15 protein-coding genes are annotated in these 12709 nt (G+C 34.0%); 10 read left to right on the top strand and 5 right to left on the bottom strand.

The genetic code is table 11. The annotated features are described in order from the left end of the window. Positions 1 to 10: 10 nt before the first annotated feature. The 4 genes from ptsG to JQN76_RS04685 all read left to right on the top strand — a co-directional run bounded on the left by ptsG (position 11) and on the right by JQN76_RS04685 (position 4340). The gene (ptsG, locus tag JQN76_RS04670) at positions 11 to 2077 is read left to right on the top strand and encodes a glucose-specific PTS transporter subunit IIBC (RefSeq protein ID WP_000473680.1); all 2067 of its coding nucleotides are present in this window, start codon (positions 11 to 13) and stop codon (positions 2075 to 2077) included. Between the two features lie 365 nt (positions 2078 to 2442). Then, positions 2443 to 2853 (top strand): acyl-CoA thioesterase, encoded by a 411-nt coding sequence (locus JQN76_RS04675; RefSeq protein WP_000206033.1) that lies wholly within the window; start codon positions 2443 to 2445, stop codon positions 2851 to 2853. A gap of 41 nt (positions 2854 to 2894) precedes the next feature. Next, positions 2895 to 3239 carry a thioredoxin family protein gene (locus tag JQN76_RS04680; RefSeq protein ID WP_000240662.1) on the top strand — a complete coding sequence of 115 codons (345 nt, stop codon included), beginning with the start codon at positions 2895 to 2897 and terminating at the stop codon, positions 3237 to 3239. Between the two features lie 132 nt (positions 3240 to 3371). Further along, positions 3372 to 4340, top strand: a complete 969-nt coding sequence (locus JQN76_RS04685) for an alpha/beta hydrolase fold domain-containing protein (protein ID WP_001228169.1) — start codon at positions 3372 to 3374, stop codon at positions 4338 to 4340. A gap of 80 nt (positions 4341 to 4420) precedes the next feature. Here JQN76_RS04685 and JQN76_RS04690 read toward each other — a convergent pair whose 3' ends face one another. Next, entirely contained in the window at positions 4421 to 5356 is a 936-nt protein-coding gene (locus tag JQN76_RS04690) for a DMT family transporter (RefSeq protein ID WP_072362001.1), read from the bottom strand. Between the two features lie 182 nt (positions 5357 to 5538). Further along, positions 5539 to 5742, bottom strand: coding sequence for a hypothetical protein (locus tag JQN76_RS04695; RefSeq protein ID WP_001177186.1), 204 nt, complete (start codon positions 5740 to 5742; stop codon positions 5539 to 5541). 550 nt (positions 5743 to 6292) lie between these two features. On the opposite strand from JQN76_RS04695, the gene JQN76_RS04700 reads away from it, so the two are divergent. From JQN76_RS04700 to JQN76_RS04720, 5 genes are all read left to right on the top strand, one after another. Continuing rightward, on the top strand, positions 6293 to 7336 hold the full coding sequence (locus tag JQN76_RS04700) for a PTS sugar transporter subunit IIC (RefSeq protein ID WP_000353634.1): 1044 nt from the start codon (positions 6293 to 6295) through the stop codon (positions 7334 to 7336). A 2-nt stretch (positions 7337 to 7338) separates the two neighbouring features. Beyond that, positions 7339 to 8019, top strand: a complete 681-nt coding sequence (gene sdaAB / locus JQN76_RS04705; protein ID WP_001140234.1) for an L-serine ammonia-lyase, iron-sulfur-dependent subunit beta — start codon at positions 7339 to 7341, stop codon at positions 8017 to 8019. A 13-nt stretch (positions 8020 to 8032) separates the two neighbouring features. After that, on the top strand, positions 8033 to 8932 hold the full coding sequence (gene sdaAA / locus JQN76_RS04710; protein ID WP_000460421.1) for an L-serine ammonia-lyase, iron-sulfur-dependent, subunit alpha: 900 nt from the start codon (positions 8033 to 8035) through the stop codon (positions 8930 to 8932). Positions 8933 to 8950: 18 nt separating this feature from the next. After that, positions 8951 to 9049, top strand: a complete 99-nt coding sequence (locus JQN76_RS04715) for a hypothetical protein (RefSeq protein WP_031774933.1) — start codon at positions 8951 to 8953, stop codon at positions 9047 to 9049. A 61-nt stretch (positions 9050 to 9110) separates the two neighbouring features. Beyond that, entirely contained in the window at positions 9111 to 9281 is a 171-nt protein-coding gene (locus JQN76_RS04720; RefSeq protein WP_001549802.1) for a hypothetical protein, read from the top strand. 565 nt (positions 9282 to 9846) lie between these two features. On the opposite strand, the gene JQN76_RS04725 is transcribed toward JQN76_RS04720, so the two are convergent. After that, positions 9847 to 10338, bottom strand: a complete 492-nt coding sequence (locus tag JQN76_RS04725; protein WP_000621926.1) for a GNAT family N-acetyltransferase — start codon at positions 10336 to 10338, stop codon at positions 9847 to 9849. Between the two features lie 193 nt (positions 10339 to 10531). Between JQN76_RS04725 and srtA the strand changes: the two genes are divergently transcribed. Next, positions 10532 to 11140: a class A sortase SrtA gene (srtA, locus tag JQN76_RS04730; protein WP_001836832.1), complete on the top strand. Its 609-nt coding sequence runs from the start codon at positions 10532 to 10534 to the stop codon at positions 11138 to 11140. A gap of 161 nt (positions 11141 to 11301) precedes the next feature. On the opposite strand, the gene JQN76_RS04735 is transcribed toward srtA, so the two are convergent. Both JQN76_RS04735 and JQN76_RS04740 read right to left on the bottom strand, forming a co-directional pair. Beyond that, positions 11302 to 12033, bottom strand: coding sequence for a peptide ABC transporter permease (locus tag JQN76_RS04735; protein ID WP_001792480.1), 732 nt, complete (start codon positions 12031 to 12033; stop codon positions 11302 to 11304). Between the two features lie 5 nt (positions 12034 to 12038). Continuing rightward, positions 12039 to 12674 (bottom strand): ATP-binding cassette domain-containing protein, encoded by a 636-nt coding sequence (locus JQN76_RS04740; protein ID WP_000773921.1) that lies wholly within the window; start codon positions 12672 to 12674, stop codon positions 12039 to 12041. Between the last annotated feature and the right edge of the window lie 35 nt (positions 12675 to 12709).

A 12709-nucleotide genomic window follows, 5' to 3' on the forward strand; every position in this document is an offset into this window, starting at 1 on the left:
GGATGTTTATATGTTTAAGAAATTGTTTGGACAATTGCAACGTATCGGTAAAGCATTAATGTTACCTGTTGCGATTTTACCAGCAGCTGGTATTTTATTAGCGTTTGGTAACGCAATGCACAACGAACAATTAGTAGAAATTGCACCATGGTTAAAAAACGATATCATTGTAATGATTTCGTCGGTCATGGAAGCAGCAGGACAAGTTGTATTTGATAACTTGCCATTATTATTTGCAGTTGGTACAGCACTTGGATTAGCAGGAGGAGACGGTGTTGCAGCATTAGCAGCGCTAGTAGGTTACTTAATTATGAATGCAACAATGGGGAAAGTGTTGCACATTACAATTGATGACATTTTCTCATATGCCAAAGGGGCAAAAGAATTAAGTCAAGCAGCGAAAGAACCAGCACATGCTTTAGTATTAGGTATTCCAACGTTACAAACGGGTGTGTTTGGTGGTATTATCATGGGTGCTTTAGCCGCATGGTGTTACAACAAATTTTATAATATTACACTACCACCATTTTTAGGATTCTTTGCAGGTAAACGATTTGTACCGATTGTGACATCGGTCGTAGCAATCGCAACAGGTGTGCTTTTAAGCTTTGCGTGGCCACCAATTCAAGATGGATTAAATAGTTTATCGAATTTCTTATTAAATAAAAATTTAACATTAACAACGTTTATATTCGGTATTATTGAACGCTCATTAATTCCATTTGGTTTACATCATATTTTCTATTCACCGTTCTGGTTTGAATTCGGAAGTTATACAAATCACGCAGGTGAATTGGTTCGTGGTGACCAACGTATTTGGATGGCACAATTGAAAGATGGCGTACCATTTACTGCTGGTGCATTTACTACTGGTAAATATCCATTTATGATGTTTGGTTTACCAGCGGCGGCATTTGCTATTTATAAAAATGCACGACCAGAACGTAAAAAAGTCGTGGGTGGTTTAATGTTATCAGCAGGATTAACTGCATTTTTAACTGGTATCACTGAGCCATTAGAATTTTCATTCTTATTTGTAGCACCAGTACTTTATGGAATTCACGTATTATTAGCTGGTACATCATTCTTAGTAATGCATTTATTAGGCGTTAAAATTGGTATGACATTCTCAGGTGGTTTCATAGATTATATTTTATATGGTTTATTAAACTGGGATCGTTCACACGCATTATTAGTTATTCCAGTCGGTATTGTATATGCTATCGTGTATTACTTCTTATTCGACTTTGCAATTCGTAAGTTTAAATTGAAAACACCAGGTCGTGAAGATGAAGAAACTGAAATTCGTAACTCTAGTGTCGCAAAATTACCATTTGATGTCTTAGATGCAATGGGTGGAAAAGAAAACATTAAACATTTAGATGCATGTATTACACGTCTGCGCGTAGAAGTGGTTGATAAATCAAAAGTAGATGTAGCAGGTATTAAAGCTTTAGGCGCATCAGGTGTATTAGAAGTTGGAAACAATATGCAAGCTATCTTTGGTCCAAAATCAGATCAAATTAAACATGATATGGCCAAGATTATGAGTGGTGAAATTACGAAACCAAGTGAAACGACAGTGACTGAAGAAATGTCAGATGAACCAGTTCACGTAGAAGCACTTGGAACAACAGACATCTATGCACCAGGTGTCGGTCAAATCATTCCATTATCAGAAGTACCTGATCAAGTATTCGCTGGTAAAATGATGGGTGATGGTGTTGGCTTTATCCCTGAAAAAGGTGAAATTGTAGCACCGTTTGATGGTACAGTGAAAACAATCTTCCCTACGAAACATGCAATAGGATTAGAATCTGAAAGTGGTGTCGAAGTACTTATTCATATTGGTATCGATACAGTGAAACTGAATGGTGAAGGATTCGAAAGTCTGATTAACGTTGATGAAAAAGTAACACAAGGTCAACCATTAATGAAAGTGAATTTAGCATACTTGAAAGCACACGCACCAAGCATCGTTACACCAATGATTATTACAAATCTTGAAAATAAAGAACTTGTCATTGAAGATGTACAAGATGCTGATCCAGGTAAGCTAATTATGACAGTCAAATAATGATTAAAAATGAAACAGCATATCAAATGAATGAACTTTTAGTCATTCGTAGTGCGTATGCGAAGTAGCGAGTTGAAAGAGAATATTTTTACAAAAGGCAGTAGCTTAAAATGAAGCTGCTGTCTTTTTAGTGCGCAATGATGTATAGCAATGGCATAGATGTTAGTTTGGGGGATAGAAAGTAGGGATTGTACTTTTTGTACATTTTAGAAAAATGCATCTTCACGACTAGTCAAATTAATAACGTCATTGAAAAGTTTGATTTTCCGTAATAAAGTTCAATTGCTTGTATTTTTATCATGAAAGTAATAAAAATAAATTAACATGATTTTAAATCTATTTGTAAGATAAGGAGATTTGTCATTATGACAACAGAAGGTCTATTAGTTGCAGAGAAAGAAATCGAAGTGAATGGTTACGACATTGATGCGATGGGTGTCGTTAGTAATATCGTTTATATTAGATGGTTCGAAGATTTGAGAACAGCGTTTATTAATCAGCACATGAATTACTCAACAATGATCAATCAAGGCATTTCACCTATACTTATGAAAACGGAAGCAGAGTATAAAGTACCTGTCACAATACATGACAAACCAGTAGGTCGTATTTACTTAGTTAAAGCAAGCAAGATGAAATGGGTGTTTCAGTTTGAAATTGTGTCCGCACATGGCGTGCATTGTATTGGTACACAGACAGGCGGTTTTTACAGATTGAGCGATAAGAAGATAACCTCTGTGCCACAAGTGTTTCAAGACATTTTAGCAACAAAATAATGACTTCATTTTAAAATATAAAAAGTAAGAAGGTGTTCGAAATGGTTAAGCAATTAAATAGTGTCGAAGCATTCCGTGAATTTATTCATCAATATCCGTTAGCAGTTGTACATGTCATGCGCGATCAGTGTAGCGTGTGTCATGCCGTTTTACCACAAATTGAAGACTTGATGCAATCATATCCCAATGTGCCATTAGCTGTGATTAATCAAAGTCAGGTGGAAGCTATTGCTGGAGAATTAAATATTTTCACTGTACCTGTGGATTTAATTTTTATGAATGGAAAAGAAATGCATCGTCAAGGGCGTTTTATCGATATGCAACGTTTTGAACATCATCTTAAGCAAATGAATGATAGTGTAAATAACGATGTCGATGAGCATTAATATCGCAAATGATTAGCATTGCTAAGATTATGTAGACATCATAACTTATTTCCCAGTAAATATTGGTAGTAATAAGAATCAGCATGGTACAGTAGAACTATAGTAGAAATCATCAAAGAGGAGTGACGACAAATGCGTAAAAAATGGTCTACACTTGCGTTTGGATTTTTAGTAGCAGCATACGCACATATTAGAATTAAAGAAAAACGCAGTGTGAAAAGTTATATGTTAGAACAAGGTATACGATTATCTAGAGCTAAGCGTCGTTTTATGTATAAAGAAGAAGCGATGAAAGCATTAGAAAAAATGGCGCCACAGACAGCAGGTGAATATGAGGGCACCAATTATCAGTTTAAGATGCCAGTAACAGTGGATAAGCACTACGGTTCAACCGTTTATACCGTTAATGATAAACAAGATAAGCATCAACGTGTTGTATTATACGCACATGGAGGCGCATGGTTCCAAGACCCACTTAAAATTCACTTCGAATTTATTGATGAACTTGCAGAAACACTCAATGCTAAAGTCATCATGCCAGTATATCCGAAGATTCCGCATCAAGATTATCAAGCGACGTATGTGCTTTTTGAAAAGTTATACCATGATTTATTGAATCAAGTAGCAGATTCTAAACAAATCGTTGTAATGGGTGACTCTGCGGGCGGTCAAATTGCTTTATCATTTGCTCAATTGTTAAAAGAAAAACATATTGTGCAACCAGGACATATTGTATTAATTTCACCAGTTTTAGATGCAACGATGCAGCATCCTGAAATTCCTGACTACTTAAAGAAAGACCCAATGGTAGGTGTGGATGGCAGTGTGTTCTTAGCTGAACAATGGGCAGGGGACACACCTTTAGATAACTACAAAGTATCACCAATTAATGGTGACTTAGATGGTTTAGGTCGTATTACATTAACTGTTGGCACAAAAGAAGTACTGTACCCAGATGCTTTGAACTTATCGCAATTGTTGAGTGCAAAAGGTATCGAACATGACTTTATACCTGGATATTACCAATTCCATATTTATCCAGTATTTCCGATACCAGAGCGCCGACGCTTTTTATACCAAGTGAAAAATATTATTAATTAAAATAAAAAACTCTGATATCACATACAAGGTAGCTACGTTGTTAAAAATAGTTACTTGCTAAAGTGATTATCAGAGTTTTCTTATTCATCTAATGCTTCAGGTTGTCTTTTAAGTGATAGTAATAAAATTAAAATCATAATAAGAATGATGCCTACGATTTGAAATGGTTTGAATGCCACATGTAACCATAGACTGCTTGCGATAACGGCTACGACAGGTTCAACAGTTCCGAATAATGTTGTTTCTTTCGCTGATATGTATTGTAAACTGTCGATAAAGAAATAAAATGCGAGTGCGGTACCACCGATAATACCAAAGATTAAAAATAATATAATTGATATGTCCCATTTAGTGATATCAATGTGCCAAATTGGATGGCGTAAATTCATCGCAACACCAGAAATAAGCATTGCCCACCCGACAATTAGAATCGAACCGAAGCGGTTAAGTAGGTCTGAAGGATAAATTGTGTAAAAAGCGAGTGCTACACCAGCTAAAATACCCCAGAATAAACTTGCAGGATTGACGACTAAATTAGAAAATGAACCATTCGTTAATAATAAAAATGTTCCTAATAGTGTCATGATAATAGCAAGCACATCAAATAATGTTAGTTTTGCAACGCCTCTTATGACAAACCAAATAATAATATAAACTGGCGCAATGTATTGTAGTAATGTTGCAATCGCAGCATTACCTGTATTAATAGATGCCATATAAGCATATTGTACAACTAACATGCCCAGTATACTGAAGATAAGTAATTTGCCTAACATACGTCGATCTTGGAATACGCTAAATATAGAACGTTTGGGTTGCATCATTTTGTACATAATAAGTAAGAAAACACCACTGACTACAAGTCGAGCAGTGACGTACCAATCGACATTAATATTCTTATATTTGAACAAGAAATCAGAAACAGTACCACCTAATCCCCATAAACAAGCACCGACAATGGCAAGTATAATTCCTTTTAAACGCAAAGCTGAATGATTGTTCGCCAAGTATCTCACCCCTTTAAAACTTAACACCAACAACATAAAATATGTCGGTGTATGATAATGATTTAATTCATTATATCGACTTTTAAGAAAGAGTGAAATGAGAAAATAAAAAAATCATCTAAGATGTAGTGGTCTAGATGATAGATAAATGAATCGATATGGGAAATGAATGTTGAAACACAGAGGATAAACTATTTAAATGAGATTTCAGGAAGACTCAAATGTTTTTGCGTAAGAGATCCATGATGAGAATGCTGACTATCTAACACGAAATGTGATACATCATGTCCAGTCATACTCGTATATAAAATAATGACTAAATAAGAAGTGAACGTTATAAAGATAAGTGCTAAATAGATAGAAATTGCAACTTTAACGGAATGACTCAATTGCACCTTTATCGCCTCCACTAAGTTATACTAAATATTTTCATCTTCAGTATAACCAACCATTGTTAAGTTGATGTAAATTTAGCTTTAAAAAAAGTAAAGATTCAACCTATAGACTATCATCATTCCTATCAGAAAACTAAAAATAATATCCTACTTTAATTATCTTATTGCAAATATATGTGTAATAAGTTATTTTTGAATATAGTGTGCGGTTTTATAAACACAGCACAAAAACAAAAAATAAATAGCTCGAAAGATAAAGTGTATAAATATTAAAATTTTTTAGAAATATTACTTACTTTCAGATGTAAAAAAAGTTATCAAAAAACTGTCACACAACTGTTTGAAATATAGAGTAAAAAGTTAATTAGTAAATATTAACGACAACATAAGTAGTTTTTGAAACAATCCATTTTAAAAATCTTTCACAAATATGAAATATTTCACTTAAATATTTGATTTGATAACAGATAAAAGTTGAAAACGTTTTCTTAAGGGTGTACGATGTTTATGGTCTGAAAATAAAATAAACATAGAGAGAGGTTTTTGGGAAATGGATATTCTGTTAGGTGTAGGCACATTAGTCTTGGTTTTAGTGATCATGACGCTATTTTTAAAGTATGCACCGTACGGTAAACAAGGACTACAAGCATTATCCGGTGCAGCTTGTGCGACATTTCTACCACAAGCATTCTTAAGTTATGCTATTGGTGGCGTATTTGATATTAAATTTCTACAAGATATTGGGGATTTAGCAGGAAGTTTAAGCGGTATCGCAGTAGGTATTCTAACGTGCTTAAACTTAGGCGTTGCACCAGTATTTGCGGTCATTGTTGGTTTAGTATTACATGACTTTAAATTATTACCAGCATTCATCGCAGCTTATGGCGTAGCTTTTTTAATTAAATGGATTGAAAAGAAAGTTCCAGAAGGCTTGGACTTAATTGTGGTGATCTTATTTGCACCAGCAATTGCTTTCGGACTTGCATCAATCATTACACCTGGTGTGCTAGCAACATTAAAACAAATAGGTAGTGCTGTCACTGCGGTAGGTGATAACAATCCATATGCATTAGCGGTTATTTTAGGACTAGTGATTCCTGTTACAGGTATGACACCGCTAAGTTCAATGGTATTAACAAGTTTATTAGGACTGACAGGTGTTCCTATGGCTATTGGAGCACTAACATGTACAGGTAGCTCATTTGTTAACCTTATTTTATTCCGAAAATTAAACATTGGTGGACCGTCAAAAGCATTTGCAGTTTGTATTGAGCCATTGACGCAAATTGATTTAATAGCGCAATATCCAGTACAACTATATGGTACAAATGCACTGATTGGGGTCGTCAACGCATGTATCGTGACATTTAGCGGACTAGTAATAGGTGTCAAAGGTATGGCAACACCAATTGCAGGCGCCATCGTATTGTTTGGCTTTAATAATGCAGTGACATCAATTGTAACAATCGCAACAGTGATTATTGTCAGCATTGTCTTAGCCTATATTATTGGAACACTAATTAATAAGTTTAATTTAATGAATATCAACTTTAAAATGCCGAGCAAAAAGAATCATATTAAGGAGAGTGTTTAATTATGGCAAAGAGCTATGATTATCAAAGTGCTTTCGATATTATCGGACCAGTTATGATGGGACCTTCAAGTTCTCATACGGCTGGTGCAGTAAAGATTGGGAATTCAGCACGCGCAATATTGGGAGATATTCCTAAAAATATTGAAATACATTATTATGAATCATTTGCTCAAACACACCAAGGACATGGTACAGATGTCGCTATTGTGGGTGGAGCAATGGGATATTCAACATTTGATAACCGAATTAAATCTTCATTAGAAATTGCAGCTGATGATGGTATTAAAATAGATATCATCGAAGAAGAAGGCGATAGTATTGGTCAACATCCAAACTGTGCTTATATTAAATCATCTCGTAATGATGGTCGCTACATTGAAATTATCGGTATTTCAATCGGTGGTGGTACAATTAAAATTAAAGGTATTCATATAAATGGACTAGAAGTAGATTTAAATCATGGATTACCAATTTTAGTTGTTGACGGAAATATGACTAAAGCACAAGTAAATCATTTCATTAATGATATCAACGATATGAAATTAGACTGTAAAGATGAATTTATTAAGATAGATGAAGATAAATGCTTGGTTGTAATACCATTAAATAAAGCAATCTCAGAATCGACATTAAATACAATTAAAGAGAAATACAGTGACGTAAACGTTTCCTATATAAATTAGAGGGGGAATAAACATGTTTGATTCAATTAGAGAGACTATAGATTATGCCGTAGAAAATAATATGTCATTTGCGGATATCATGGTTAAAGAAGAAATGGAATTAAGCGGTAAATCACGTGATGAAGTGCGAGCGCAAATGAAACAAAATTTAGATGTCATGCGAGACGCAGTAATCAAAGGGACGACAGGTGATGGCGTTGAAAGTGTAACGGGCTACACTGGTCATGACGCTGCTAAACTACGTGATTATAATGAAACACATCATGCTTTGTCTGGATATGAAATGATTGATGCAGTCAAAGGTGCCATTGCAACAAATGAAGTCAATGCTGCGATGGGTATTATTTGTGCAACGCCAACAGCTGGTTCCTCGGGTACCATCCCCGGTGCACTTTTTAAATTAGAAAAAACACATGATTTAACAGAAGAGCAAATGATTGATTTCTTATTCACTTCAGCATTGTTTGGGCGTGTCGTAGCAAACAATGCAAGTGTAGCTGGTGCAACAGGTGGCTGCCAAGCTGAAGTTGGTTCAGCATCTGCAATGGCGGCAGCTGCAGCAGTAGCTATATTCGGAGGATCACCAGAAGCATCCGGGCACGCTATGGCATTAGCGATAAGTAATTTATTAGGTTTAGTTTGTGACCCAGTAGCCGGACTTGTTGAAATTCCTTGTGTTATGAGAAATGCAATTGGTTCGGGTAACGCTTTAATTTCAGCAGATTTAGCATTAGCAGGTATTGAAAGTAGAATCCCTGTTGATGAAGTTATTGAAGCAATGGATAAGGTTGGTCGTAACCTTCCTGCATCATTACGTGAAACTGGATTGGGTGGACTAGCAGGCACACCAACTGGCGAAGCAATTAAACGTAAAATCTTTGGCACAGCTGAAGATATGGTTAAAAATAATTAATGAGATAACAATAAGATATTGATAAAAAAGAAGCATCTGTCTGGATCATTAGTACCAGATAGATGCTTCTTAATTATCTCTCATAAAGTTGAAAGATTTATGGGAAATGCATGCTAATCAAAATAGTGATTGCAAAAGCGTCCCCGTATATCTAAAATAACTTAAAAGGAGTGATGATATGCTAAGACTATCAATCATCTTTATAGCATTCATCATTAACACAACGATTACATATGGATATACGACTGAGGGAACGTGGGTCAATCTATTATTTAAATCTTTATCGCTCAGCATGATTATCGTTTTCATGTTCTACTATATTCGTTTTGTTATTGAGAAAAAGCGTTAAATCAAAGCTATGGGGATAGTATTTGAAAAGAATAAATAAAAGGGACGATGTAAATCAATGTAATATGCTCTACAAAGTTATATTGGCAGTAGTTGACTGAACGAAAATGCGCTTGTAACAAGCTTTTTTCGATTCTAGTCAGGGGCCCCAACACAGAGAATTTCGAAATGAAATTCTACAGGCAATGCGAGTTGGGGTGTGGGCCCCAACACAGAAGCTGACGAAAAATCAGCTTACAATAATGTGCAAGTTGGCGGGGCCCCAACAAAGAGAAATTGGATTCCCAATTTCTACAGACAATGTAAGTTGGGGTGGGACGACGATAAAGAAATACTTTTTCTATAGAAATTAGTATTTCTTATGCATGAGTTTTACTCATGTATTCCTATTTTTAAGTACACATTAGCTGTGGCTAATGTGTAAGAACCACTACATAATAAATCATTAGTGGCTCTTTATCATTTCTGTCCCACTCCCCTGAGAAGTTTAAAATTTTATATGTTGGCTTGTTATGTTAAGGGAATTAACATGGTTGTCTTGTTTATATTATGTGATTCAAACATTACTAGTCTTGTAAATCTAATTCGTAAAATGCTAAATCTAACCATTGATTGAATTTAAAACCTACATTGGTCAGTGTGCCGGCATGCTTAAAAGCAAACTTTTGATGCAACTGAATACTCGCTTTGTTGGAAGCATCAATGCCTGCAACTAGCGCACGATAACCTTTAGCTTTTGCTTCAACAATTAAATGGTGTAGTAATTGACTAGCAATACCTTTTCCTCTAGCTGAAGCATCGACATAAATAGAATGTTCGATTGTATATAGGTATGCTGGCCAAGGTCTAAACGAACCGAACGTCGCAAACCCTAAGACACTTCCATTTTCCTCAAATACAAAGATAGGCTCATGCTTACGTTGTTTCGTTTCAAACCATGCGACACGTTCGTCTATGGTTTGTGGTTCATAAGTATAAACAGCTGTAGTATTGATAATGGCATCATTGTATATCGCTAATATAGCGTTTAAATCCTCTTTTTTAGCGTATCTAATCATATCAATTCCCCCTTAGTAATTATTAAAAGCGTTTCGTTATTTGAATGCAAATATGTGTAATGAAATCTAACGTAAAAGTATACATGTAAATTTTATAGTATAAAATGAATTGCTATGAGTCATTTTGAAATTAATGGTATACTATATGAAATGTTAACAGGCATTGTGAAATGTATAAAAGGAGCCTTAACGTATGAAAAAATGGACAAATCGATTAATGACAATCGCTGGTGTGGTACTTATCCTAGTGGCAGCATATTTGTTTGCTAAACCACATATCGATAATTATCTTCACGATAAAGATAAAGATGAAAAGATTGAACAATATGATAAAAATGTAAAAGAACAGGCGAGTAAAGATAAAAAGCAGCAAGCTAAACCTCAAATTCCGAAAGATAAATCGAAAGTGGCAGGCTATATTGAAATTCCAGATGCTGATATTAAAGAACCAGTATATCCAGGACCAGCAACACCTGAACAATTAAATAGAGGTGTAAGCTTTGCAGAAGAAAACGAATCACTAGATGATCAAAATATTTCAATTGCAGGACACACTTTCATTGACCGTCCGAACTATCAATTTACAAATCTTAAAGCAGCCAAAAAAGGTAGTATGGTGTACTTTAAAGTTGGTAATGAAACACGTAAGTATAAAATGACAAGTATAAGAGATGTTAAGCCTACAGATGTAGAAGTTCTAGATGAACAAAAAGGTAAAGATAAACAATTAACATTAATTACTTGTGATGATTACAATGAAAAGACAGGCGTTTGGGAAAAACGTAAAATAGAAGTCAAATAATCTATTACGCTAATGGATGAATATATTGAGTGGAAAACAGTCTTGATTGCGAGACTGTTTTTTTGTTTGGTATGAGGTAGCAATGACGACGTGTCATTGGTGGAGATTGTAAAAATACATAATAAAAAGGAGCGACAATGGATGCCGCTCCTTTTTATGTACTACATACCGATTTTCAACCATCTCTTTCTACTTAGTAATAAGACAATAGTATTAACTATAAATAGAAGAACGAAGAATGATACTGTATTTATAATTTCAGTAGGACACATAAATGTTGACTCGTTATTCAATATTTTTTCTACGGCACGATACATCGTATTGCTCGCCTCAAATGGAGCAACGATACCAAATATATTTTTATTAATGGCAACTAAGATGACTGAACCAATCCAATATACAATGCTGATACCTAAGCTGATTAAAATATTAGGTGAAACCATACTAATCGTTCCAACAACTAAGATATATTGTAAGATAACGAGTGAAAATAAGATTATTAATAGTAAGTAATGTGAGAAATCCGAATATATAATTGAAATAATTGTGATACTTAGAATTATGAACACTAAACATTCAAAAAATAACACTGCTACCTTTTTATAGAAGAAGGTAAAGATATTATCGCCAATCAATTTATAAAACAGGATATTTTTATTCGAATACTCTTTATTAATAAAATATGCAATAACAAATGAAAATAGTAAGAACCCTAATTGCGTTGCAACAGTATATGAACTGAAGAAAAACTGGCTATAGCTTAAACTTTTAACTTTGTCTATTCCTATTGGTAAAAAATACCCAAGTAAGAAAAGGAATATGAATAGCACACCAAGCGTGTAAATAATTTTATTGGAAATACTTTTTTTAAATTCTAATTTCAAAGTGGACACCTCAATTATAAATTAATGTAATCATTTATGACTTCTTCTTTTGATTGGTACTCTTCTATTTGAAGGTCTTTAAAAATAAAGTATTTACCCGGCAAAGCACTTAAATCGGATAAATTATGTGTAATATTGATAATAGTTTTAGTTTGATGGCTTTGAATAAAATCATTTAAAAATTCATAAATTTCATTAACTGTTTTCTTGTCTAAAGCGTTTGTAACTTCATCTAATATGATTAAATCATGATCTTCCAATAAGAAACTTAATAATTTAAGCTTTTGTTTTTGACCATCACTCAAGTTTTTTAGTAGTACGTTAGACGGTATTGCTTCGATGTTTAGTATGTTATAAATCTTATCGAATGTTTGTCGATTGTTTTCAAATTTTGATTTTAACAATGATAATAAAAAATCTTTTGTTATATCATTAGGAATATTTGATGAACTTGATATTAAGGTTACATTTTGAGAAATGGACTTAGGGATATTTCCACTATTATTTAGTAAGAAATCTTTAGCTAATAAAGATTTTCCTACACCATTTTTACCAACAATGTGATTGATCTGACCAAGATAGAAATTTAAATCACAATTGTCAACTAGTTGTTTGTTTTTAACTTTTAAAGAATAGTTATTTAGTTTCATGTATACAACTCCTATGTATAAAGGGATTTATTACA

Source organism: Staphylococcus sp. SM3655 (assembly GCF_016917315.1).
Classification (GTDB): Bacteria; Bacillota; Bacilli; order Staphylococcales; family Staphylococcaceae; genus Staphylococcus; species Staphylococcus aureus.

Excerpts from the sequence above, each read along its gene's own strand:
- ptsG (WP_000473680.1), top strand. The coding sequence starts at position 11 with ATGTTTAAGAAATTGTTTGGACAATTGCAACGTATCGGTAAAGCATTA.
- JQN76_RS04675 (WP_000206033.1), top strand. The coding sequence starts at position 2,443 with ATGACAACAGAAGGTCTATTAGTTGCAGAGAAAGAAATCGAAGTGAAT.
- JQN76_RS04680 (WP_000240662.1), top strand. The coding sequence starts at position 2,895 with ATGGTTAAGCAATTAAATAGTGTCGAAGCATTCCGTGAATTTATTCAT.
- JQN76_RS04685 (WP_001228169.1), top strand. The coding sequence starts at position 3,372 with ATGCGTAAAAAATGGTCTACACTTGCGTTTGGATTTTTAGTAGCAGCA.
- JQN76_RS04700 (WP_000353634.1), top strand. The coding sequence starts at position 6,293 with ATGGATATTCTGTTAGGTGTAGGCACATTAGTCTTGGTTTTAGTGATC.
- sdaAB (WP_001140234.1), top strand. The coding sequence starts at position 7,339 with ATGGCAAAGAGCTATGATTATCAAAGTGCTTTCGATATTATCGGACCA.
- sdaAA (WP_000460421.1), top strand. The coding sequence starts at position 8,033 with ATGTTTGATTCAATTAGAGAGACTATAGATTATGCCGTAGAAAATAAT.
- JQN76_RS04720 (WP_001549802.1), top strand. The coding sequence starts at position 9,111 with ATGCTAAGACTATCAATCATCTTTATAGCATTCATCATTAACACAACG.
- JQN76_RS04725 (WP_000621926.1), bottom strand. The coding sequence starts at position 10,338 with ATGATTAGATACGCTAAAAAAGAGGATTTAAACGCTATATTAGCGATA.
- srtA (WP_001836832.1), top strand. The coding sequence starts at position 10,532 with ATGAAAAAATGGACAAATCGATTAATGACAATCGCTGGTGTGGTACTT.
- JQN76_RS04740 (WP_000773921.1), bottom strand. The coding sequence starts at position 12,674 with ATGAAACTAAATAACTATTCTTTAAAAGTTAAAAACAAACAACTAGTT.